Source organism: Streptomyces hoynatensis (assembly GCF_003626535.1).
GTDB classification, from domain to species: Bacteria; Actinomycetota; Actinomycetes; order Streptomycetales; family Streptomycetaceae; genus Streptomyces; species Streptomyces hoynatensis.
On the sequence record NZ_RBAL01000017.1, the window covers coordinates 58,989 to 79,477 of the forward strand.

Consider the following 20,489-nt stretch of genomic DNA (forward strand, 5'->3'; position numbering starts at 1 on the left):
GGTGTTCCCTGGTGTGCGGGGTCAGTTGCCGACGACGCGGCGGAGATCCTGGAACGCGGTGTAGTTGGCGATGGCCTCGATGCGCCCGGGGGGCAGCAGCTGAAGCGCCTGCGGGAGGGTCTCGCAGACCCGGAAGTCGACGCCGGCGACTTCGAGGCGGACGGCGAGGTCGAGGCGGCGGTCGCCGAGGACCGCGATGGGGTGGCCGGCCAGCCGGGTGTAGTCGACGTCCCACAGCCAGGAGGTGTCGGTGCCGTCGGCGCTGCGGGCGTTGACCGAGAGGATGACGGGCGCCGGGGGCCCGTCGATGAGGGAGAAGGTCTCGAGCCAGCCGGCCGGGTTCTTCGCCAGCAGCAGGCGCAGCTCGCGGCCCTGGTGGGTGACCACGTCGTAGCGGCCGGCGACTGCGGTGACGGACTGCATGCGCTGCAGGGCGATCTGCGGGGGGATGCCGAAGACGGCCGAGACGGCGGCGGCGGTGGTGGCGTTGGCCTTGTTGGCGCGGCCCGGCAGCTGGAGGTGGATGGGCCAGGCCGAGCCGTGCGGGTCGAGGACGTGGTCGCCCGACAGGGCCCAGGTGGGGGTGGGGCGGCCGAAGCCACAGGCGCCGCAGCGCCAGTCGTCCGCCTCCCGCTTGAGCACGCCGCCGCAGGAGGGGCAGGACCAGGCGTCGTCCTTCCACTCCTGTCCCGCGGCCACCCAGACGACGTTCCCCGAGGAGGAGGCGGCCCAGACGATGAGGGGGTCGTCGGCGTTGGCGACGACGGTGGCCTTCAGGCCCTGGAGTCCCTCGCGCCAGCGCTCGGCCAGCATCCGGGTCTCGGCCGCGCGGTCGAGCTGGTCGCGGGAGAGGTTGAGCAGGGCGATGGTCTTGGGGTTGACGTCCCTGGCGACCATGGCCAGGTACTTCTCGTCCACCTCGAGGACGCCGAAGCGGGCCTTCGCGCCCGCGGAGAGCGCCGAGGTGATGCCGGCCGGCATGTTGGCGCCCAGCGCGTTGGAGACGACCTCGCCGCCGGCGCGCAGGGCCTCGGCGATCAGCCGGGTGGTGGTCGTCTTGCCGTTGGTCGCTGAGACCAGGACCACGTCGAGGTGCCCGGAAAGCCGGGACAGCAGCTCGGGGTCGAGCTTCAGGGCCACCCGCCCGCCGATCACCGATCCACTGCCGCGCCCCGCGGCGCGCGATACCGCCGCCGCCGCCTTGCCGGCCGTCACGGCCAGCCTGGCGCGCGCGGACAGCGGCTGCGAGCTCTCTGCCATCGTCCTTGCTCTCCTTGCCGTCGGACGTGCCCGGATGGGGCCGTCGACCTCGCCCTCGACCGAAGCCCAGCCTACCGAGCCTCCGGCCGGGTCCCGCACCGCATCACCCCTCGTACGGGGGCCGTTGGGTGAGCCGGGCGGCCGGAATCCCCCCTTTCACCCTTATGCGCCGGACCGGGAGGGCGTCACGCTTTGTGCGCCATAGAGTGCTTACGGTGATTCGCCTTCGGCTGCTGACCGGGAGTGCTCATGTTCTTGTCCGTCTCCGGTGCCATTCTGCTCGGGGTCATCATGGTTCTGTACTTCCGCAAGGATGGGCTGAGGCTCTCCCACGCGGTGGTGTGCGGGCTCTTCGGCTTCTACCTGTCGGGCACCTCGGTCGCGCCGGGCATCGAGGCGGGCGGGGCCGGCCTGGCGCGGCTGCTCGGCGGGATGACGCTGTAGCCGTGCCGCCGCTGAGGGTCTTGGCACGCGGCTTCCGGCTGCTGGCGGCGGCCGCCGGGCGGGGCTGGTCGCGAACGCCGCGGGAGCGGCGCGGGCCGCTGCTGGCGCTGGGCGTGGTGGGCTGCGCCGCGCTGCCCGGGGTGCCGTACGCCTGGTGGGCCGTGGGTCTTGCGCTGCCGGTCACGGCCGCCTGGCTGGGCTGGCGGGAGACGCGGGAGGCGGGCGGGCCGCCGGGGGCGGTGCGGGAGTGCCTGGGAACGCTGTACGAGGCGCTCGTGCCCTACTTCTCGGCCGCCGCCGACCCCTCGCCCGAGCCGCTGTTCGCGCCCGGCGGGGAGTGGGAGCGGTGCTTCACCGGCTTCTCCTTCGGCTCCGACGGCCGGATCGCGCGGCTGACGCTGCGGTACCCGGCCTTCTTCCCGGACGGGGACCCGGCCTGCCGGGCGCGGGTGGAGCGGGTGCTCGCGGGCAAGGCCGGGCGCGACCGGGAGTTCGCCTTCCGCTGGGAGGAGGAGCGCAACCGGCTGGAGATGGCCCTGCTGGCGCCGTTGCCCACGGGGATCTGCGCCCAGCGGTTCGTGACGTCGGCCGGGGAGACGGTGCTGGGCTTCACGGATGCCGCGGCCGTGGATCGCACCGTGCCGGTGCGCTGCGGCCTGCGGTACGGCCTGCTGGTGGACGCCCCGCCCGTGGTCTGGCGCACCGGGCCGCGCTCGGCCGAGCCGAACCTGCTGGTCGTGGGGGCGCCGGGGGCCGGCGCGACGACGCTGCTGCGTTCGATCGCCCTCCAGGCGCTCGAGCACGGGGAGGTGCTGCTGGTGGACGGCAGCGGGACCGGGGAGTTCGCGTGCTTCGCCGGCCGGGCGGGCGTGGTGGGGGTCGAGGCGGGGCCGGTCGGGGCGGTCGCCGCGCTGGAGTGGGCGGAGCGGGAGACGGAACGCCGCCTGCTCGCGGCGGGGCAGGGGCCGCGGCCCGGCCCGGCGGAGCCCGCGCTGTGGATCGTGGTGGACCGTCCGGCCCTGCTCGGGCACCTGGCGCGGATCGAGGGGGTGCGCGATCCGCTGGGCCTGCTCGAGGTGCCCCTGCGCTATGGCCGGGCCGGGCGGGTGACGGTCGTGCTGGCCGAGCAGTTCGAGGCCTGGGGCGGTCTGGGCGAGGCGGTGCTCGGCTGCACGCGGGCGCGGGTGGTGCTCGGCGCGGTGGGGGCCGGGCAGGCCGAGGCCGTGCTCGGGGTGCCGCCGCCCGGCTCGACGCCGGCGTGGGTGCCGCCGGGGCGGGGGTACGCCCGGCTGGGGTCGGGGCGGGCGTACCGGATGCAGGTTCCGGCGACGCCCGACCCCTACGACGACGCGACGCCCGAGCCGCTGCGGGGCGCGGTGCTCGCGCTGCTGCCGCGGCACCGGCGGACGGCGGTGGAGAACCGCTAGGCGGGGGCGTCCCCCGGGGGCGCGCGCCCGGGTGTCCGCGGCCCGGGGACACGCCCCGCGGCCTGGGACGCGCCCGGTGCCACGCGGCGCCGGGTGCCACGCGGCGGCGGGCCGGGGCCGGCCGGTGCCTCGCCGCCGGTGGTGGCCGCCGTTTCCCGCGTGCTCAGGGCGCGAGGGCGGCGAGGGGGTCGTCGAGGACGGGCTGCCAGGCGAGTTCCGCGGCGCCGACCAGGCTGTTGTGGCGCAGCGTGCAGGCCAGGACCGGGATGTTGCCGCTCCTCCCCCACAGGCTGCGTTCCTCGACGACGGCGCGCAGCCGCCGGGGATCGGCCGCGAGCAGGGTGCCGTGCAGGCCGCCGAGGATGATCCGGTCGGGGTTGAGGATGTTGACCAGGCCCGCGAGGCCGAGGCCGAGCCGGTCGATCACGGTGCCCACGGCCTCGCGGGCCGCGGCGTCGCCCTCCCCGGGCGGCCCGGCACAGGCGGTGCGGACCAGTTCCTTGGCCTGGTCGAGCAGCGAGGGCTCCGGGCCGGGTACGCGGCCGGCGGCCTCGAGCAGGGCCAGGGGGTCGGTCTCCACGTCGAGGCAGCCGCGGCCGCCGCAGTGGCAGGGACGGCCCTGGGGGTCGACGGTGACGTGCCCGACTTCGAGGGCGAGCCCGGCGCTTCCGGTGTGCAGCCTGCCGTCCAGGACGAGGGCGCCGCCCACGCCGCGGTGGCCGGTGGCCACGCACAGGAGGTGCGCCGCGCCGCGCCCGGCGCCGTGCCGGTGCTCGGCGAGCGCGGCGAGGTTGACGTCGTTGCCGCAGAAGCCCGGCACGTCGATGCCGGACTCGGCCAGGCAGCGGCGGAAGATGTCGCGGACGGGGGCGCCCACGGGCCAGTCGAGGTGCAGGGGGTTGAGGGCGGTGCCCTCGGGCTCGGCGACCGCGGAGGGCACCGCGAGGCCCGCGCCGACGCAGCGGCGCCCGCTCTCCCGGAGCAGCCCGGCCCCGGCCGCCACGACCTCCCCGAGCACCTGGGCCGGGTCGGCCCCCACGGTCATGCAGGCGGGCGTGGTCGCGACCAGGCGCCCGCCGAGTCCGACGAGGGCGGCGCGGTAGCCGTCGGCGTGGACCTGGGTGGCCAGGGTGACCGGCCCGTCCTCGGCCACGGCGAGCCGGTGCGAGGGGCGGCCCTGGCTGCCCGCGGAGGCGCCGGGTCGGGAGTCCACCGTGATCAGGCCCAGGCTCTCCAGCTCGGTGGCGACGGCACCCGCGGTCGCCCGGGTCACGCCGAGCTCGCTGGTGAGGACGGCCCGGGTGGGAGCGCGGCCGGTGTGGACGAGTTCCAGGGCGGGCCCGAGGGCGTTCCGGCCTCTGTCAAGCCTGGTACGGGGCTGGGTCACGGGCCTATTGTTTGCTTTGTGCCTCCCATAAACAAACTGAGGGCGGCGCTGGCCGCAGGGACGCGGCGCGGCACCGGAGACCGTACGCCCGCCTCGCCCGGGCTGCGCCGGCTCCGGATCGCCGTCACCGCCTTCTTCGCGCTCGACGGCTTCGTCTTCGCGGGCTGGGTGGTGCGCATCCCGGCGGTCAAGGAGCAGACGGGAGCCTCGCCGAGCGCGCTGGGCCTGGCGCTGCTCGGGGTCTCGGCAGGCGCGGTGGTGACGATGATGCTCACCGGGAGGCTGTGCCGCCGATTCGGGAACCATCCGGTGACGGTGGCCTCCGGGGTGCTGCTCGTGCTGAGCGTGGCCCTGCCCCCGCACACGCATTCCGCGTGGATGCTCGGGCTCGTGCTGCTGGTCTTCGGCGCGGGCTTCGGCGCGGTCAACGTGGCGGCCAACAGCGCCGCGGTGGACCTGGTGGCGGCGCTGCGGCGGCCGGTGATGCCGAGCTTCCACGCGGCCTACTCGCTCGGCGGCATGCTGGGGGCGGGACTTGGCGGGCTGATCGCCGAACACCTCAGCGCCGCGCGGCACTTGGCTCTGCTGGCGGCCGTCGGCCTGGTGGGGGTGGCGCTGGCCGGGCGGCTGCTGCTCGCCGAGCCCGCGCCCGCCTCCCCCGCGCGGACGCAGGAGCCCGGGGCCGCCGCGGCCGCGGAGGGCGGGGCCGCGGTGGCCGCCGGCGGCGCGGGCAGCGCGCGGTGGCTCGTCGTGGTGTTCGGCTTCATCGCGCTGTGCACCGCCTACGGCGAGGGCGCGATGGCCGACTGGAGCGCGCTGCACCTGCACGACTCGCTCGGCGCGAGCGAGTCGCTGGCCGCGGCCGGGTACTCCTCCTTCGCAATGGCCATGACGGTGGGCCGGCTCACCGGCTCCTCGATGCTGCAACGCCTCGGCCAGACGCCGGCGCTGGTGCTCGGCGGCTCGGTGGCGGCGGCGGGCATGCTGCTCGGCGCGCTCGCGCCGAACGTGTGGCTCGCGCTGGCCGGTTTCGTGATCACGGGCCTCGGCCTGGCCAACATCTTCCCCATCGCGATCGGGCAGGCCGGCGCCCTGACCGGCCCGAGCGGGGTGGCCGCCGCCTCCACCCTCGGCTACGGGGGGATGCTCGCGGGACCCGTCGCGATCGGCTTCCTCGCGGACTGGTTCTCGCTGTCCACGGCCCTGACCACCGTGGCCCTGCTGTCCGCGCTCGCCGCGGTGATCACCTATGGGACGCGGGAGGCGGTGCGGGCGGCGGCCTGAGACAATCCGCCCGTGAAGAGCACCGACGAGTTCTGCGAAGCCCTGACTCGTGAGGGCGAGTTGTTCCTGGGGACGGCGCTGCGCGCGGGCCTGGCGGCCGAGGTGCCCACCTGTCCCGGCTGGCGCGTCCGCGACCTGGTGCGGCACCTGGGGCACGTCCACCGCTGGGCGACCGGCTTCGTGGCCGACGGCCTGCAGCGGTTCGTGCCGCCGGGCGAGGAGGCCGTGCCCGACGGGGAGTTGGCCGACTGGTACGCGTCCGGGCACCGGGCGCTGCTCGCCGCGCTCGCGAAGGCGCCCGAGGACCTGGAGTGCTGGACGTTCCTGCCGGGGCCGGCCACGGGCCGGCGCTTCTGGGCCAGGCGGCAGGCGCACGAGACGGCGATCCACCGCATGGACGCCCAGGCGGCGGCCGGGGAGGCGATCTCGCCGGTGGACGCCGAGTTCGCCGAGGACGGGATCGACGAGCTGGTGACCGGCTTCCACGGCAGGCCGCGGAGCCGCGTGCGGCGCGAGCGGCCCGGCGTGCTGCGGATCAGGGCGTCGGACCGGGCGGAGGCGGACTGGACGGTCGCCGTCTCGGCCGCGCCGCCCCGGGTGGGCAGGACCGCACCGGAGGCGGGCGGGGCGCCGGCGGCCGGTGGCAGGGTGGCCGCCGACTGCGAGATCAGCGGGCCGGCGGCCGTGCTCTACCCGGCGCTGTGGAACCGCCCGCACGACCGGGCGGCGCTCACGGTGCGCGGGGAGCGGGAACTGGCCGACCTGTGGGCCTCGGCCGCCGCGGTGTGACGGGCGCCCCCACGTTACCGGCCGGTAAGTCGGCGTGGTAGCTTCGGCTGATGCCTCGCGTTGTCAAGCCAGGGACGCTGTGCCGCCTCATGCGCTGGTGGCCGCCGTACCGCTTCGCCGGGATCAGGGTCCTGCACATCTCCGACGACTGGGGCAGCGCCCGGGTGCGGCTGCGCCTCGGCCGCCTCAACCGCAACCACTTCGGCACCCACTTCGGCGGCTCGCTGTACTCGATGTGCGACCCCTTCTGGGCGCTCCTCGTGCTGCACCGGCTCGGCTCCGGCTACGTGGTCTGGGACAAGGCGGCGGAGATCGAGTACGTCTCGCCAGGCCGCGGCGACGTCTTCGCGGAGTTCGTGCTCACCGAGGACCGGGTGGACCGGATACGGGAGGAGACCGCCTCGGGGGCGAAGTCGCTGCCGTGGTTCGACTGCGTGGTGACCGCCGCAGACGGCACGGTGGTGGCCCGGGTGCGCAAGCAGCTGTACGTGCGCCGCAAGCCGGCGCGGCTCAGCTCAGCCAGCCCGGCCTGACCAGCCCCGACTCGTAGGCGAGCACGACCAGTTGGGCCCGGTCGCGGGCGCCGAGCTTGACCATGGCGCGGCTGACGTGCGTCTTGGCCGTGAGCGGGGAGACGACCAGCCGCCTGGCGATCTCCTCGTTGGAGAGCCCGATGCCGACCAGCGTCATCACCTCCCGTTCGCGCTCGGTCAGCTCGGCCAGGCCCGCCGCGGCCGCCGGCTCCTTGGAGCGGGCGGCGAACTCGGCGATCAGGCGGCGGGTGACGCCGGGCGACAGCAGCGCGTCCCCGGCGACCACGGCCCGGACGGCGCGCACCAGTTCCTCCGGCTCGGTGTCCTTGACCAGGAAGCCCGAGGCGCCGGAGCGGAGGGCCTCGAAGACGTACTCGTCGAGTTCGAAGGTGGTGAGCATCACCACCCGCACCCCGCCGAGCTCCGGGTCCTCGATGAGGCGGCGGGTGGCGGCCAGCCCGTCGAGCCGCGGCATCCTGATGTCCATCAGGACCAGGTCGGGGCGGTGCTCGCGCACCAGCGCGAGGGCCTCGAGGCCGTCGGCCGCCTCGGCCACCACCGCGATGTCGGGCTGGGCGTCGAGCAGCGCGCGGAAGCCCGCCCTGACCAGCAGCTGATCGTCGGCGAGCAGTACCCGGATCACGTGTCCTCCCGTGCGGTCGTCTTCGGTGCGGGCCCGCCGGCCGCGCGCACCGGGGTGCGGTGCGCGGCCTCGGTCAGGGGCAGCGTGGCCACCACGCGGAAGCCGCCGCCCGGGCGCGGTCCGGCCTCGACGGTGCCCCCGAAGGCCGCGGCGCGCTCCCGCATGCCGACCAGGCCGTTGCCGCCTCCCGCGCCCTCGCCGGTGGCCGGGCCCTCGTCGTCGACCCGCAGTTCGAGGGCGCCGGCCGCGTAACGCAGGCGGACCCGGGCGGTCCGCGACCCGGAGTGCCGGACGATGTTCGTCAGCGCCTCCTGCACGATGCGGAAGGCCGCCAGGTCGGCGCCGGGCGGCAGGGGGGCCGCCTCGCCCTCGGTGGCGACGTCGACCCGCAGCCCGGCGTTCGCCGCCTGCTCGGCGAGTTCGGGCAGGCGGCCGAGGCCGGGCGCGGGGGCGCGGGGCGCGGCCCCCGGGCTGCGCAGGGTGTCCAGGACCTGGCGCACCTCGCCCAGGGCCTCCTTGCTCGCGGCCTTGATGGTGGTCAGCGCGCTGCGGGCCTGCTCGGGGTCGGAGTCGAGCAGGGCGAGGCCGACCCCGGCCTGGACGTTGATCACGGAGATGCTGTGGGCGAGGACGTCGTGCAGTTCGCGGGCGATCCGCAGCCGCTCCTCGTCGGCCCGGCGCCGCTCGGCCGCGGCGCGCTCGGCGCGTTCCCTGGCCCGCTGCTCGAAGCGGGTCCTGGCCAGCTGGGCGACGGCGAGGACGGCGACGGACCAGGCCGCCAGCGCCCCGTCCCCGGCCCAGTCGGTGGGCCCGTCCCCGGCCGGGGGCAGCCAGCGGTACAGCCAGTGCCCCACGAGCAGCAGGCCGGTCCACAGCAGCCCGAAGGCGCCCCAGGCCGCGTACCTGTGCCCGCGTACGACGGCGGAGAAGGAGCCGACGAGAACGCTCAGGAAGACGGGCCCGTAGGGGTAGCCCGCGCCGAGGTAGACCAGGGCGGTGGCCGCGGTGCCCAGGGCGACCGGGCCAGGGTGGCGGCGGCGCAGGAGCAGCAGGGCGGGGCCGAGCGCCAGCAGCAGGCGGCCGAACAGGTCGAGGTCGATCCTGTGGTGCAGGTTCTGCTCGGCGTACCGGGCGGCGAAGTGGCTGCCGACCAGCTGGATCAGCAGGACGGCGGCCGAGGAGAGCAGCGGCAGCCCGGCCGCGGCCCCGGGCGCGCCCGCCCAGCGCCGCCAGGGCGGCCCGCCGCCGTCCGGTTGGGTCGTGTGTCCCGTCACGCCCGCCACGCTAACCCGGACGGCGGCCCGGTGCGTCAGCCCTGCGCAGTGCTCCCGCCTACTCCCGCCGCAGTACGCCGGGGGCCGGGCGGGCGCGGCGCCTCGGGGCGCCCGAACCTGGCGTGCAGGCAGCGCAGCGGGCCCGGGACCCACCAGGTGGCGCGGCCCGCCAGGCGCATGGCGGCCGGCAGCAGCACCAGCCGCACCAGGGTGGCGTCGGTGAGGACGACCAGCCCGGTGCCGAGCCCGAGTTCCTTGAGGAAGACGACGCCGCTGCGGGTGTACGCGGCGAAGGTGAGGACGAGAATCCCGGCGGCGGCCGTGATCAGCGGCGCGGTGCGGCGCAGCCCCGCGGCGACGGCCCGGCGGGTGTCGCCGGTGTGCGCGTGCTCCTCCCTGATCCGGGAGAGGAGGAACACGTCGCAGTCCATGGACAGGCCGTGGGTGACGCAGTGCATCGGCATCGGGATGCTGGGCTCCAGGCTGCCGGTGGGCGTGAGGCCGAGGGCGCCGGAGAGGTGCCCCCGCTGGAGGACCCACACCAGGGCGCCGGCCACACACGGCCAGGCTGAGCAGGTTGAGGAGGGTCGCCTTCACCGGGAGCAGGACGCTGCCGGTGAACAGGAAGAGCATCACGCAGGTGGCCAGGAGGACGAGGCCGGCGACCAGCGGCAGCCTGGCCGGCAGGGTGGCGCGGAAGTCGGTGGTCTCGGCCGGGTGGCCCCCCAGGAGGACGGGCTGCGGCGCGGGCACCTCCCTCAGGGCGGCCACCAGGCCGGGCACGTCCTGGGCCATGGCCTCCTGGGTGGGCACGACGGCAAGCCGCCCGAGGCCGGGTTCCGGCGCATTCGCGGCCTGCTCCCCGCCGGGCGGGGCGGCCAGGTGGCCCCCGCGGTGGGTGCCGGCCGCCGAGACGACCTCGAAGACCCCGGGCACCCGGGAGAGCGCGGCGGCGTAGTCCGCCCGCGCCCGTGGGTCGCCGGCCCGTTCCTCCGCGGGGACCACGAAGACGGTGTCGGTCGGCTCCGCGGGGAACTCCCGGCGGACGGTCTCCGCCGCCTGCCGGCTCGACGTTCCGGTGGGAAGGACGCGCTGGTCGGGGAGCCCCAGGCGAGCTGCACGCGCGGATGCTGCGTCAGGACCCGGCGCTGCTCCCGGCGTCCGCGCTCGTCTCCTGATCGGCGCGCGGGGCCCGGTCGAGCGCGGCGAGCGTGCGCCGGGCCAGCGGGTGGGTGCGGACGAGGCCGGCCAGCGTGGTGGAGCCGCGGGTGATCTGGGTGAAGGCCGTCCAGGCCGGGCGGAACCCGATCAGGGCCGCGTGCAGCAGCCGCGGGCGGTGGGCGAAGGCGGCCAGCACCCGCCGTCCGACGCCCATCTCCACGCCGAGGCCGCTCTTGATGGCGAAGGTGTAGTTCAGGGCTTGCCGCCTGGCGTCGACCGCGTCGCCCGCCTCGGCGATGCGCACCGCCCACTGCCCGGCCAGCCGGCCGGAGCGCAGCGCGAAGGAGATGCCCTCCCGCGTCCACGGCTCCAGCAGCCCCGCCGCGTCGCCGCACACCAGGACCCGGCCGCGGGAGAGCGGCGAGTCGTCGGTGCGGCACCGGGTCAGGTGGCCGGAGGAGACGCTGGGCGTGAAGCCGGCCAGGCCGAGCCTGGCGGTGAAGTCCTCCAGGTAGCGCTTGGTCGCCGCGCCCTCGCCGCGGGCGGAGATGACCCCCACGGTGAGGGTGTCGCCCTTGGGGAACACCCAGCCGTAGGAGCCGGGCAGCGGGCCCCAGTCGATGAGGATGCGGCCGGCCCAGTCCTTCGCCACCTCGGGCGGCACCGGGATCTCGGACTCCAGGCCGAGGTCCACCTGGGCCAGGCGGACGCCGACGTGCGCCCCTATCCGGCTCGCGCTGCCGTCCGCCCCCACCACGGCCCGCGCCAGCAGCGTCTCGCCGCCGGCGAGCACGACGGCCACGGTCCGCCGGTCGGGCACCGCGGGCCCGTGCTGCTCGACGCGGGAGACGGTGGCGCCGGTGCGCAGCCTGGCGCCCGCCCGGACCGCCGCGTCGACGAGCCGTTGATCGAACTCGGGGCGGTTGACCAGCCCGAACAGCATGCGCTTGGAGCGGCGGGTGCGGGCGAGGCGGCCGTTGAGGGAGAAGGTGACCGCGTGCACCCGGTCGCGCAGCGGCAGTTCGAAGCCCGGAGGCAGGGCGTCGCGCGAGGGGCCGATGATGCCGCCGCCGCAGGTCTTGTAGCGCGGCAGCTCGGCCTTCTCCAGCAGCAGCACCCGCGCGCCCGCCTCGGCCGCCGCGCGGGCGGCCGAGGCTCCGCCGGGTCCGGCCCCCACGACGACGACGTCCCACACGCTTCTCGTCCCGGCTTCGTTGTCGCTGCTCACGATGTGCTGTAGCTCCCCGTCGCGATCGGTCCTTCGGCCACCGCAGGGCATCCTAAGCCGTAGTCAGCCGGGCGGGCGGAACGGTTCTCCGCGGGACCCGCCGCCTCCCGGGGCGGCGGCCGAGGGCCGCTCCACGAGGGCGCTCGGCGGGGGCACTGTGCGATGATCGGCGGACGTCACCCGTTCATCTGTACCAGTGAACGACGCCGGTCACGGCGCCGGGGACGGCGCCCGTCGAAGGAGCGTGCCATGCCTTACCCTCCCCCGCCCACTTCCCCGGCCGCCGACGTCGCCGCCACCGTCGCCTCGCTTCTGCCGAGGGCCAGGGAGGAGCTCGCCGAGCTGGTCGCCTTCCGCTCGGTCGCCGACCCGGAGCAGTTCCCCGAGACGGAGTGCCTGGCGGCGGCCGAGTGGATCGCCGGGACGCTGCGCGCCGAGGGCTTCCAGGACGTCGCCCTGCTGGAGACGCCGGACGGCACCAGGTCGGTGTACGGGCACCTGCCGGGCCCGGCGGGCGCGCCGACGGTGCTGCTGTACGCGCACTACGACGTGCAGCCCCCGCTGGACGAGGCGGCCTGGCTCTCGCCGCCCTTCGAGCTGACGGAGCGGGCGGGCCGCTGGTACGGCCGCGGCGCGGCGGACTGCAAGGGCGGCGTGCTGATGCACCTGCTCGCGCTCCGGGCGCTCAAGGAGAACGGCGGCGTGCCTGTCGGCGTGAAGGTGATCGCCGAGGGATCCGAGGAGCAGGGCACCGGGGGCCTGGAGCGGTACGCGGAACAGCACCCGGACCTGCTGCGGGCCGACGCCATCGTCATCGGCGACACCGGCAACTTCCGGGCGGGGCAGCCGACGGTGACGGCGATCCTGCGCGGCATGGCCATGGTCAGGGTGGAGGTCGACACCCTGGAGGGCAACCTGCACTCCGGCGCCTTCGGCGGGGCGGCCCCCGACGCGCTGGCCGCGCTCATCCGCATCCTCGACTCGCTGCGGGCGCCCGACGGCTCCACCGTCGTCGACGGCCTGCCCGCCGACGGCGTGTGGGAGGGCACCGCCTACCCCGAGGAGGTGTTCCGCGAGGACGCCAAGGTGCTGGAGGGCGTGGAGCTGATCGGCTCGGGCAGCGTGGCCGACCGGCTGTGGGCGCGGCCCGCGGTGACGGTGCTCGGCATCGACTGCCCGCCGGTCGTGGGGGCCACGCCCTCGGTGCAGGCGAGCGCGCGCGCCCTGGTGAGCCTGCGGGTGCCGCCGGGCGTGGACGCCTCGAAGGCGGCCGAGTTGCTGGCCGGGCACCTCACCTCGCGCGCCCCGTGGGGGGCGCGGGTCACGGTGCGCGCCACCGGCGAGGGCCAGCCCTTCAGGGCCGACACCGCGAGCCCCGCCTACGCCTCGATGGCCGAGGCGATGCGGGAGGCGTACGAGGGAGTGGAGATGGCGGTCGTCGGGCAGGGTGGCTCGATCCCGCTGACCAGCACCCTGGCCGGTCTCTACCCGGAGGCGGAGATCCTGCTGATCGGCCTGAGCGACCCGGCGGCGCAGATCCACGCCGTGAACGAGAGCGTCTCCCCCGAGGAGCTGCGCCGGATGGCGACGGCCGAGGCGCTGTTCCTGCGCCGCTACGCCGCGACGGCGGGCGGCCCGGCCCCCGCCTGAGGGTGCCGGGCCCGGGCGCCGCGCGGGGTCCTGGGTTCAGTCGTGGCGGCGGGTCCTGCGCCGCAGGAGCAGCAGGGTGGTGGCGGCGGCTCCCGCGGTGAGCCCCGCCCCCGCCAGCAGGAGGGCGCCGTGGCTCTCGGGCTGCGCGCCGCCGGCGCCCGCCTGCGCGCCGCGGGTGGGCAGGGTGGTGGAGCTCGCGGTGGCCGTGCGGGTGGGCGTGGGGCTCTGGGTGGCGGAGACGATCGTCAGGGTGGCGCTCGCGGTCTCCGAGCCGCAGGTGAAGGTGACGCCGTACTGGGCGCCGACCCTGGCGTCCGCGTCCACCGTGGTCCTGGCCGACTGGGTCGGTCCCGGCGTGCCGAGACCGACGCGGTCGAAGACGGCGGACTCGGCGAACGCCTCGTGGCCGGTGCAGCCGGTCACGGTGAGGACCACCGCGCCGCCCGGCCGCACGCTGCTCGGGGAGACGCTGAACCCGAAGGACACGGACTGTTCCGGCTGCCGCGCCTCCGCTGTGGGCGCCGCGGCGGCAGGGCCGCCGGCGCCGAGGACCGTCACGCTCAGCCCGGCCGCGGCCAGGACGCCTCGCAGTGTGCTCATCGATGGGCTCCTTCGTCGAGAGTGCGCGACGTGCAAGTCGCCCCGCACCACGACGTTAGGCACCCATGTCCGCCCATAACCTCCGGAACGCGTCAAACGGGTTAGCCGACAGGCCATTTGCGCCGCTCTGCCGTGCCCGGGAAGCCGCCGGGAGGCCGCCCGGCGCGCTCATTCCACGCCGGACAGGCGGGCGAAGACCACCACGTTGCCCGAGTAGCCGCCGGCCTCGTCGAAGCTGCCGCCGCAGGTGATGAGCCGCAACTCCGGCTGCCCGGTGTCGCGGTAGACGTGTGCGGGCACGGCGTCCTTGTCGTAGACGGCGATGTCGTACACCGTGAAGCGCGCCGTGCGGCCGTCCTCGCGGGCGACCTCGACGCCGTGGCCGGGGACGAGGGCGCCCAGACCGTAGAAGACGGCCGGCCCCTCGCGGTCGTCGACGTGCCCGACGATGACCGCGGTGCCCACGGTGCCCGGGGTGACGCCGCCCTCGTACCAGCCGGCGACGCCTGGGGAGTCCTCGGGCGGCGTGTCGATCCAGCCGTCGGGGGTGAGGCCGACGGGTACCAGTGGCGCGTCCACGCCGATGGCCGGGACGGAGACGCGCAGGGGGCGCGCGGGTTCCAGCGGCCTTGCGGTGCTCTCGGCGGGGGCGGTGCCCGGCTGCTGCCGCTGGGCGGTCTGCGGCTGCGGGGGCCCCGGCGCCTCCTCGGGGGAGGACAGGAGCAGGGTGGCGCCGAGCAGCAGCGCGGCGGCCGCGGCGCCGAAGGCCGCGTGCGCCCCCCAGCCGCGCGGCTCGTCGTCCTGGACGTACTCCGGTATGCGCATCTCACCGCTCCAGGAGGGGGAACGGGCCACTACCGGCCACGCTAGTTCCGCGGTGGGCGGCGCGCGATTCGGCGGCCGGGCTCAGGCCCCGACCGGGACGCCGGCCTCCAGGTTGAGCGCCCGGCCCTCGGCGCGGGCCCGCAGGGCCCAGCGCAGCCGGGCGAAGCGCCCGGGGGACAGCAGCTTCTCGGCCTCGTCCTCGGTGGCGAAGCGCCAGTCGCGCAGTTCCTCGCCGGGCAGCAGGACGTCCCGGAGCCGGTCGGCCGTCAGATGGCCGCCGTCGAACAGGAGTCGCAGGCCGCCGAAGAGCGGCGGGGCCGGCGGCTCCCAGTCCACGATCAGCAGCGCGGGCTCGTGCCCCAGTTCCAGGCCGAGTTCCTCGGCCACCTCGCGCACGGCGGCCTGGGCGGGGGGCTCGCCCGACTCGACGACCCCGCCGGGGAATTCCCAGCCGGGCTTGTAGGTGGGGTCGACGAGCAGCACCCGGTCGCGGTCGTCGAAGAGGAGGACCCCGGCGGCGAGGGTCTCGGCGCGGGGCGGCGGGCTCTGCACGATGCGGCAGGTCCCGTCGCCGCGCCGCACCCCTTCGGCCAGTTCCTCCGCGGTCTCCCGCGGCGTCAGCCGCGAGGTCTCCACGGTGTGCGCGTCGGCCGTCAGCCAGGGCAGGGCGGCGGCATAGCGGGGGATGCGGCTCAGGCGCCGGGTGCGGACCAGGTCGCCCTCCGGGGGCGCGCCCCGGTCGATGCGCTCGCGCAGGAACGTTTCCTCTACGTGGAGCAGAAAGTGCTGCACCTGGATCCGCCGGGCGGCGAGGCCGCCGAAGATCTCGTCGCGGTGCTCCTGGCACAGGAGGGTCATCGGGGCGATGAGGGGGCCGGGCAGCTCGGCGAGCAGCGCCGCGGCGGTGTCGACCACCAGGCGCCGCCAGGACGGGAGGTCCTGTACGTCGTCCACCTGCGCGAGCCGCTCCTTGGGCAGCAGCGCCCGCAGCCCCGAGGCGACCACCTCGGGGTCGTACAGGGTGCTGCCCGGCAGCAGGTGGAGCAGTTCCTGCGCGGCGGTCGTCTTGCCGGCCCCGGACGCGCCGTTCAGCCAGATGATCACGTATCCCCCTCCGTTCTTCGCCCGTGTGTCAGTTGCCCGCTGCACCCAGGCTCAAAAACGTGTCCGAGTCGCTCCAGCACACGGCCGCCGCCCCCACCAGGCCCGCGTCGGTGCCGAGTTCCGCGGGCACCACCTCGAGGTCGGAGACGAAGGGCAGGGTGGCGTACTCCCCCAGCGCGCGCCGCAGCGGCCCGAAGAGCACCTCGCCCGACTGGCTGACGCCGCCCCCGATGACGACGGTCTCCAGCTCCACCAGGGTCGCGGTGGCCGCGATGCCCGCGGCCAGCGCGCGGGCGGCGCGTTCGTACGCCTCCAGGGCCACCGGGTCGCCCGCCCGGGCGGCGAGGGCGACGCCGGCCGCGGTGAGATCGCCCTCGGGCTCGGCCGGACGCCAGCCGGAGGCGAGGGCATAGCGGGCGATGTTCGTGCCGCTGGCGATGCGCTCGACGCAGCCGCGGCCGCCGCAGGGGCACAGCTCGCCGTTGAAGTCGACGCTGATGTGGCCGATGTGCCCGGCGTTGCCGGTGGGCCCGGGGCGGAGCCTGCCGTCCAGGATGAGGCCGCCGCCGACCCCGGTGGAGACCACCATGCACAGCGCGTTGGCCCGGCCCCTGGCCGCGCCCATCCAGTGCTCGCCGGCCGCGATGGCCGCGCCGTCGCCGACCAGCGCGACGGGGAGGTCGCCCGTGGTCTTGCGGATGCCCTCGACCAGCGGGAAGTCCCGCCAGGCCGCGATGTTGACCGGGCTGACCGTGCCGTTGCGCGCGTCGACGGGGCCGGCGCTGCCCACGCCCACCGCACCGACGCGCGACCACAGCGGGTGCTCGGTGAGCGGGGTCAGCACGTCGGTCAGGGACCGCAGCACGCTGTCCGCCGACTCCCTGGCCCGGGTGGGGCGCTGGAGGCGGTGGAGCAGCTCACCGGCGCCGTTCACGAGCGCGCCGGCGATTTTGGTGCCGCCGATGTCCACGGCGGCGACAAGATCAGTGGTCATGAGCAGGAAGCCTGACCTGTGGCGCCCGGGATGTCCAGTCGCCTGGGAGTGACCTCAGCGACGCTTTTCCGCCCGCGGGCCGGGCGCGGGCGCGCCGCCGTGCGCGTGGTTTGCGCTCCGCCACGCCGGGGGGTGGCCGGAGGAAACACAGGGGGTGTGCGAGTCATGCCTTGTTCACGGCGCGGCGGCGATTCGCCACGAGGGGTTGACTCACGGGCAAAAGGGGCGTCATGCGCCTGCCCGACCCTGAGGGGGCGGAGAGTTCCGCGGCACTCGGTGTGACGGAGGAGAGCATGGAGCAGTTTCAGTTCCTGGCGGCGCTGGCGATCGGCCGGCTTCCCGCGGACAGCGGCAGCGGCCCGCCCCCGGCGCCGGCCGGCCACGAGGCCGACCGCGCCGCGAGCATGGGGAAGGCCGGGGCGGGCGCCCGCGGCCCGGCCCGCCGGGCCCGCCGCGGGCGGCCGCGGTTCCGGCGGGGGGCGCGCGGCACAGCGCCCGCCACGGCGGGCTGAGGCCGCCGCGGCGGGCGGACGGCCCCGGCCCGCGGGGGCTCAGCCCTTGCGGGCCTTCACCTCTTCGGTGAGGGCGGGGACGACGTCGAACAGGTCGCCGACGACGCCGTAGTCGACCAGCTCGAAGATGGGGGCCTCGGCGTCCTTGTTGACGGCCACGATGGTCTTCGAGGTCTGCATGCCCGCGCGGTGCTGGATGGCGCCGGAGATCCCGGCGGCGATGTACAGCTGCGGGGAGACGGTCTTCCCGGTCTGGCCGACCTGGTGCGAGTGCGGGTACCAGCCCGCGTCCACGGCGGCGCGGGAGGCGCCCACGGCGGCGCCCAGGGCGTCGGCGAGCGCCTCGATGACCGCGAAGTTCTCCGCGCCGTTGACCCCGCGCCCGCCGGAGACCACGATCGCGGCCTCGGTCAGCTCGGGGCGGCCGGTGGCCTCGCGGGGGCTGCGGGAGACCACCGCGGTGCCGGTGGCCAGCGGGCCGAACTCCACGGTGAGCTGTTCCACGGTGCCGGCGGCGGGGGCGGGCTCGGGCGAGGCCGAGTTGGGCTTGACGGTGATCACCGGGGTGCCCTCGGTGACGCGCGAGGTGGTGGTGTAGGCGGCGGCGAACACCGACTGGGTGGCCACCGGGCCGCTCTCCCCGGCCTCGAGGTCGACGGCGTCGGTGATCAGGCCGGAGCCGAGCCGCAGGGCGAGGCGGGCGGCGATCTCCTTGCCCTCGGCGGAGGAGGGCACCAGGACGGCGGCGGGCGAGAGCGCCTCGGCGGCGCCCTGGAGGGCGTCCACCTTCGGGACCACGAGGTAGTCGGCGAACTCGGGGGCGTCGGCGGCCAGGACCCGGACGGCGCCGTACTCGGCGAGCGTGGGGGCGGCGGTGTCGGCGCCCGCGCCGAGGAAGACGGCCACCGGGTCGCCGAGCCGCCGGGCGAGGGTGAGCAGCTCCAGGGTGGGCTTGCGGACGGAGCCGTCCACGTGGTCGACGTAAACGAGAACTTCAGCCATGGGGTCTGTCTCCAGCGGGAAGGTGCGGACGGTCCTCAGATGAACTTGCGCTCGGCGAGGAAGGCGGCCAGGGCCTTGGCGCCTTCGCCCTCGTCGGTGACGATCTCGCCGGCCGTGCGCGCCGGGCGCTCGGTGGCCGACTCGACGGCCGTCCTGGCGCCCTCCTGCCCCACCTGCCCGGCGTCCAGGTCGAGGTCGGAGAGGTCGAGGGTCTCCAGCGGCTTCTTCTTGGCGGCCATGATCCCCTTGAAAGAGGGGTAACGCGCCTCGCCCGACTGGTCGGTGACCGAGACGACGGCGGGCAGCGCGGCCTCGAGGTGCTCGGTCGCGGCGTCGCCGTCGCGGCGCCCGGTGACCTTCCCCCCGGCGACGGAGAGCTCCGACAGGAGGGTGACCTGCGGGACGCCGAGGCGCTCGGCGAGGAGGGCAGGCAGCACGCCCATGCCGCCGTCGGTGGAGGCCATGCCGCAGACCACCAGGTCGTAGCCCACGTGCTCGACGGCCTTGGACAGCACCAGGGAGGTGCCGAGCACATCGGTGCCGTGCAGGTCGTCGTCCTCCACGTGCACGGCCTTGTCCGCGCCCATCGACAGCGCCTTGCGCAGCGCGTCGGTGGCGTCCTCCGGGCCCATGGTCAGGACCGTCACCTCGGCCTCCTCGGCCTCCTCGGCGATCCGCAGGGCCTGCTCCACCGCGTACTCGTCCAGCTCGGAGAGCAGCCCGTCCGCGGCCTCGCGGTCGACGGTCAGGTCCTCGGCGAAGCCCCGGTCGCCGGTGGCGTCGGGCACGTACTTCACACAGACAACGATCTTCAGGCTCACGCCGGCTCTCCTACCGCTATCGGTCCGTACAGGGGGCACACGGGTCTGTTCGAAGGTCCTCGAAGATCCACACCGGAATTGTTACTGGCCAGTAAATCCAGCGTATACCTCGCGGACAAGAATGCCGCACTGTGACCTTGCCTACGTACGATCTTCGGATCGCGGCGTGCGCTCCTCGGACACGGCGGCCCCCAGCGCGGCGATGACCTCGGCCTTCCGCGGCCGGCCGGTGGCCCGGCGCACGATCCGGCCGTCCGCCGCGAGGATCAGCACCGTCGGGGTACGGGTGATCCCCAGCGCGCGCACGAGCCCGAGGCGGGACTCGGCGTCCACGTCGACGTGGCGCACCCCCTCGACCAGCCCGGCGACCTCGGCCAGCACCAGGCGGGTGGCGCGGCAGGGCCGGCAGAAGGCACTGGAGAAGTGCACGAGCGTGGCGCGCCGCCCGAGCCGGTCGACGCCGAGCGCCGCCGCATCGAGCCGATCCGGCTCCGTCCTCTCGCCCATGCGCTCCTCCCTCGCCCGCGGCCGTTCCGGCGCCTTCCCCCGGTCGTCCGAGTCAAGCACGGCGACGGCGGGCGCATTCCCGGCCACCCGCCCCCGCCGGTCCTCGCGCGCCGCACGACGCCCCCGGCGGGCGCCCCGCGCCCCCACGGACGGCACGGGGCGGGCCGAATCACCCCGTTTTCGCCCGGTTTCCGGGCGCGCCCTTGGGCGCCCGTGCGGACCCGGGGTGGCGAACGCCGCCGCTTTCGGGCACGATCCGACGGCACCGAAAGTTACGGTGGCGTAGGTCCGCACTCACGAAGGGCACCCGGGCATGGCAGAGTTCGTATATCCGCCGGTGATCGCCGCCGCGCGGGCGATGTTCAAGGCGCTCGACCTGCGCTTCGACATCGACGGCACCGAGCATGTGCCACGCCGGGGTGGCGCCGTGCTGGTGAGCAACCACATCAGCTATCTGGACTTCGTCTTCGCCGGCTTCGCCGCGCGCCCGGCGAAGCGCCTGGTGCGTTTCATGGCCAAGGACTCCGTCTTCCGGCACCGGCTCTCGGGGCCGCTGATGCGGGCGATGAAGCACATACCGGTGGACCGTGCGGAGGGCGAGGCGGCCTTCGCGCACGCGCTGCGGGCGCTGCGGGCCGGCGAGATCGTGGGGGTCTTCCCGGAGGCGACGATCTCGGAGTCCTTCACGCTCGGCAAGTTCAAGACGGGCGCGACGCGGATGGCGCAGCAGGCCGGGGTGCCGATGCTGCCGGTCGCGCTGTGGGGCACCCAGCGGCTGTGGACCAAGGGCCGCAAGCGGGACCTGCGGCGCAACCACGTCCCGATCACCATCCGCGTCGGGGCGCCGATCACGCCGGACCCGGCCGAGCCCGCGCTGCGGGTGACCAGGCGGCTGCGGGAGCGGGTGCAGGAGCTGCTGGAGGCGGCACAGCGCGCCTACCCGGCCAAGCCCAAGTGCGCGGAGGACGCCTGGTGGCTGCCCGCGCACCTGGGCGGCACCGCGCCGCCGCCCGCCACCGCGCGCTAGGCCGGCCTGTGGAGCTC

At 75.7% G+C, this 20,489-nt stretch carries 22 protein-coding genes; 9 read left to right on the plus strand and 13 right to left on the minus strand.

Annotated elements, in window-relative coordinates; genetic code table 11:
* Positions 1 to 21: 21 nt before the first annotated feature.
* Positions 22 to 1,260, minus strand: a complete 1,239-nt coding sequence (locus D7294_RS24005) for a Mur ligase family protein (protein ID WP_120683185.1) — start codon at positions 1,258 to 1,260, stop codon at positions 22 to 24.
* Positions 1,261 to 1,509: 249 nt separating this feature from the next.
* Between D7294_RS24005 and D7294_RS24010 the strand changes: the two genes are divergently transcribed.
* Both D7294_RS24010 and D7294_RS24015 read left to right on the plus strand, forming a co-directional pair.
* Positions 1,510 to 1,704: a hypothetical protein gene (locus D7294_RS24010; protein ID WP_120683187.1), complete on the plus strand. Its 195-nt coding sequence runs from the start codon at positions 1,510 to 1,512 to the stop codon at positions 1,702 to 1,704.
* Positions 1,705 to 1,706: 2 nt separating this feature from the next.
* Entirely contained in the window at positions 1,707 to 3,131 is a 1,425-nt protein-coding gene (locus tag D7294_RS24015; protein ID WP_120683189.1) for a P-loop NTPase family protein, read from the plus strand.
* Positions 3,132 to 3,294: 163 nt separating this feature from the next.
* Here the strand turns inward: D7294_RS24015 and D7294_RS24020 are convergent, their stop codons facing one another.
* Positions 3,295 to 4,518, minus strand: a complete 1,224-nt coding sequence (locus tag D7294_RS24020) for an ROK family protein (RefSeq protein WP_120683191.1) — start codon at positions 4,516 to 4,518, stop codon at positions 3,295 to 3,297.
* Between the two features lie 18 nt (positions 4,519 to 4,536).
* Between D7294_RS24020 and D7294_RS24025 the strand changes: the two genes are divergently transcribed.
* The 3 genes from D7294_RS24025 to D7294_RS24035 are packed head-to-tail and all read left to right on the plus strand — an operon-like array spanning position 4,537 to position 7,124.
* Entirely contained in the window at positions 4,537 to 5,802 is a 1,266-nt protein-coding gene (locus D7294_RS24025) for an MFS transporter (RefSeq protein ID WP_120683193.1), read from the plus strand.
* A gap of 12 nt (positions 5,803 to 5,814) precedes the next feature.
* A complete protein-coding gene (locus D7294_RS24030) occupies positions 5,815 to 6,591 on the plus strand; it encodes a maleylpyruvate isomerase family mycothiol-dependent enzyme (RefSeq protein ID WP_120683195.1) in 777 nt (258 codons plus the stop codon).
* 50 nt (positions 6,592 to 6,641) lie between these two features.
* Entirely contained in the window at positions 6,642 to 7,124 is a 483-nt protein-coding gene (locus D7294_RS24035) for a DUF4442 domain-containing protein (protein ID WP_120683196.1), read from the plus strand.
* Here the strand turns inward: D7294_RS24035 and D7294_RS24040 are convergent.
* From D7294_RS24040 to D7294_RS24050, 3 genes are read right to left on the minus strand one after another with little or no spacing between them, the layout of a single operon-like run.
* Positions 7,102 to 7,767: a response regulator gene (locus D7294_RS24040; protein ID WP_120683198.1), complete on the minus strand. Its 666-nt coding sequence runs from the start codon at positions 7,765 to 7,767 to the stop codon at positions 7,102 to 7,104. The genes D7294_RS24035 and D7294_RS24040 overlap by 23 nt on opposite strands.
* A complete protein-coding gene (locus D7294_RS24045) occupies positions 7,764 to 9,050 on the minus strand; it encodes a sensor histidine kinase (RefSeq protein ID WP_174248423.1) in 1,287 nt (428 codons plus the stop codon). The genes D7294_RS24040 and D7294_RS24045 overlap by 4 nt, the downstream gene beginning before the upstream one ends.
* Before the next feature lie 26 nt (positions 9,051 to 9,076).
* Positions 9,077 to 9,598 (minus strand): MMPL family transporter, encoded by a 522-nt coding sequence (locus tag D7294_RS24050; RefSeq protein ID WP_120683200.1) that lies wholly within the window; start codon positions 9,596 to 9,598, stop codon positions 9,077 to 9,079.
* A 59-nt stretch (positions 9,599 to 9,657) separates the two neighbouring features.
* Between D7294_RS24050 and D7294_RS24055 the strand changes: the two genes are divergently transcribed.
* Complete coding sequence (locus D7294_RS24055; protein WP_120683202.1) at positions 9,658 to 9,999, plus strand: hypothetical protein; 342 nt, start codon at positions 9,658 to 9,660, stop codon at positions 9,997 to 9,999.
* Between the two features lie 177 nt (positions 10,000 to 10,176).
* Here the strand turns inward: D7294_RS24055 and D7294_RS24060 are convergent, their stop codons facing one another.
* The gene (locus tag D7294_RS24060; RefSeq protein ID WP_338325690.1) at positions 10,177 to 11,430 is read right to left on the minus strand and encodes a geranylgeranyl reductase family protein; all 1,254 of its coding nucleotides are present in this window, start codon (positions 11,428 to 11,430) and stop codon (positions 10,177 to 10,179) included.
* Between the two features lie 249 nt (positions 11,431 to 11,679).
* Here D7294_RS24060 and D7294_RS24065 point away from each other — a divergent pair, with 249 nt between their 5' ends.
* Positions 11,680 to 13,080, plus strand: a complete 1,401-nt coding sequence (locus tag D7294_RS24065; protein WP_120683206.1) for a dipeptidase — start codon at positions 11,680 to 11,682, stop codon at positions 13,078 to 13,080.
* Positions 13,081 to 13,116: 36 nt separating this feature from the next.
* On the opposite strand, the gene D7294_RS24070 is transcribed toward D7294_RS24065, so the two are convergent.
* The 4 genes from D7294_RS24070 to D7294_RS24085 form a co-directional block, all read right to left on the minus strand.
* Positions 13,117 to 13,680 carry a hypothetical protein gene (locus D7294_RS24070; RefSeq protein WP_120683208.1) on the minus strand — a complete coding sequence of 188 codons (564 nt, stop codon included), beginning with the start codon at positions 13,678 to 13,680 and terminating at the stop codon, positions 13,117 to 13,119.
* A 168-nt stretch (positions 13,681 to 13,848) separates the two neighbouring features.
* Positions 13,849 to 14,505, minus strand: a complete 657-nt coding sequence (locus D7294_RS24075) for a class F sortase (protein ID WP_120683210.1) — start codon at positions 14,503 to 14,505, stop codon at positions 13,849 to 13,851.
* Between the two features lie 81 nt (positions 14,506 to 14,586).
* Positions 14,587 to 15,609, minus strand: coding sequence for an NUDIX hydrolase (locus D7294_RS24080; protein WP_120683212.1), 1,023 nt, complete (start codon positions 15,607 to 15,609; stop codon positions 14,587 to 14,589).
* Positions 15,610 to 15,637: 28 nt separating this feature from the next.
* Positions 15,638 to 16,603: an ROK family protein gene (locus tag D7294_RS24085; RefSeq protein ID WP_120683214.1), complete on the minus strand. Its 966-nt coding sequence runs from the start codon at positions 16,601 to 16,603 to the stop codon at positions 15,638 to 15,640.
* Between the two features lie 293 nt (positions 16,604 to 16,896).
* On the opposite strand from D7294_RS24085, the gene D7294_RS24090 reads away from it, so the two are divergent.
* Positions 16,897 to 17,115: a hypothetical protein gene (locus D7294_RS24090; RefSeq protein ID WP_120683216.1), complete on the plus strand. Its 219-nt coding sequence runs from the start codon at positions 16,897 to 16,899 to the stop codon at positions 17,113 to 17,115.
* 39 nt (positions 17,116 to 17,154) lie between these two features.
* Here the strand turns inward: D7294_RS24090 and D7294_RS24095 are convergent, their stop codons facing one another.
* The 3 genes from D7294_RS24095 to D7294_RS24105 all read right to left on the minus strand — a co-directional run bounded on the left by D7294_RS24095 (position 17,155) and on the right by D7294_RS24105 (position 19,445).
* The gene (locus tag D7294_RS24095) at positions 17,155 to 18,117 is read right to left on the minus strand and encodes an electron transfer flavoprotein subunit alpha/FixB family protein (protein WP_120683218.1); all 963 of its coding nucleotides are present in this window, start codon (positions 18,115 to 18,117) and stop codon (positions 17,155 to 17,157) included.
* A 35-nt stretch (positions 18,118 to 18,152) separates the two neighbouring features.
* The gene (locus D7294_RS24100; RefSeq protein WP_120683220.1) at positions 18,153 to 18,938 is read right to left on the minus strand and encodes an electron transfer flavoprotein subunit beta/FixA family protein; all 786 of its coding nucleotides are present in this window, start codon (positions 18,936 to 18,938) and stop codon (positions 18,153 to 18,155) included.
* A 141-nt stretch (positions 18,939 to 19,079) separates the two neighbouring features.
* Positions 19,080 to 19,445, minus strand: a complete 366-nt coding sequence (locus tag D7294_RS24105) for a TlpA family protein disulfide reductase (RefSeq protein ID WP_120683356.1) — start codon at positions 19,443 to 19,445, stop codon at positions 19,080 to 19,082.
* A 313-nt stretch (positions 19,446 to 19,758) separates the two neighbouring features.
* On the opposite strand from D7294_RS24105, the gene D7294_RS24110 reads away from it, so the two are divergent.
* Positions 19,759 to 20,472 (plus strand): lysophospholipid acyltransferase family protein, encoded by a 714-nt coding sequence (locus D7294_RS24110; RefSeq protein ID WP_120683222.1) that lies wholly within the window; start codon positions 19,759 to 19,761, stop codon positions 20,470 to 20,472.
* Positions 20,473 to 20,489: the final 17 nt, after the last annotated feature.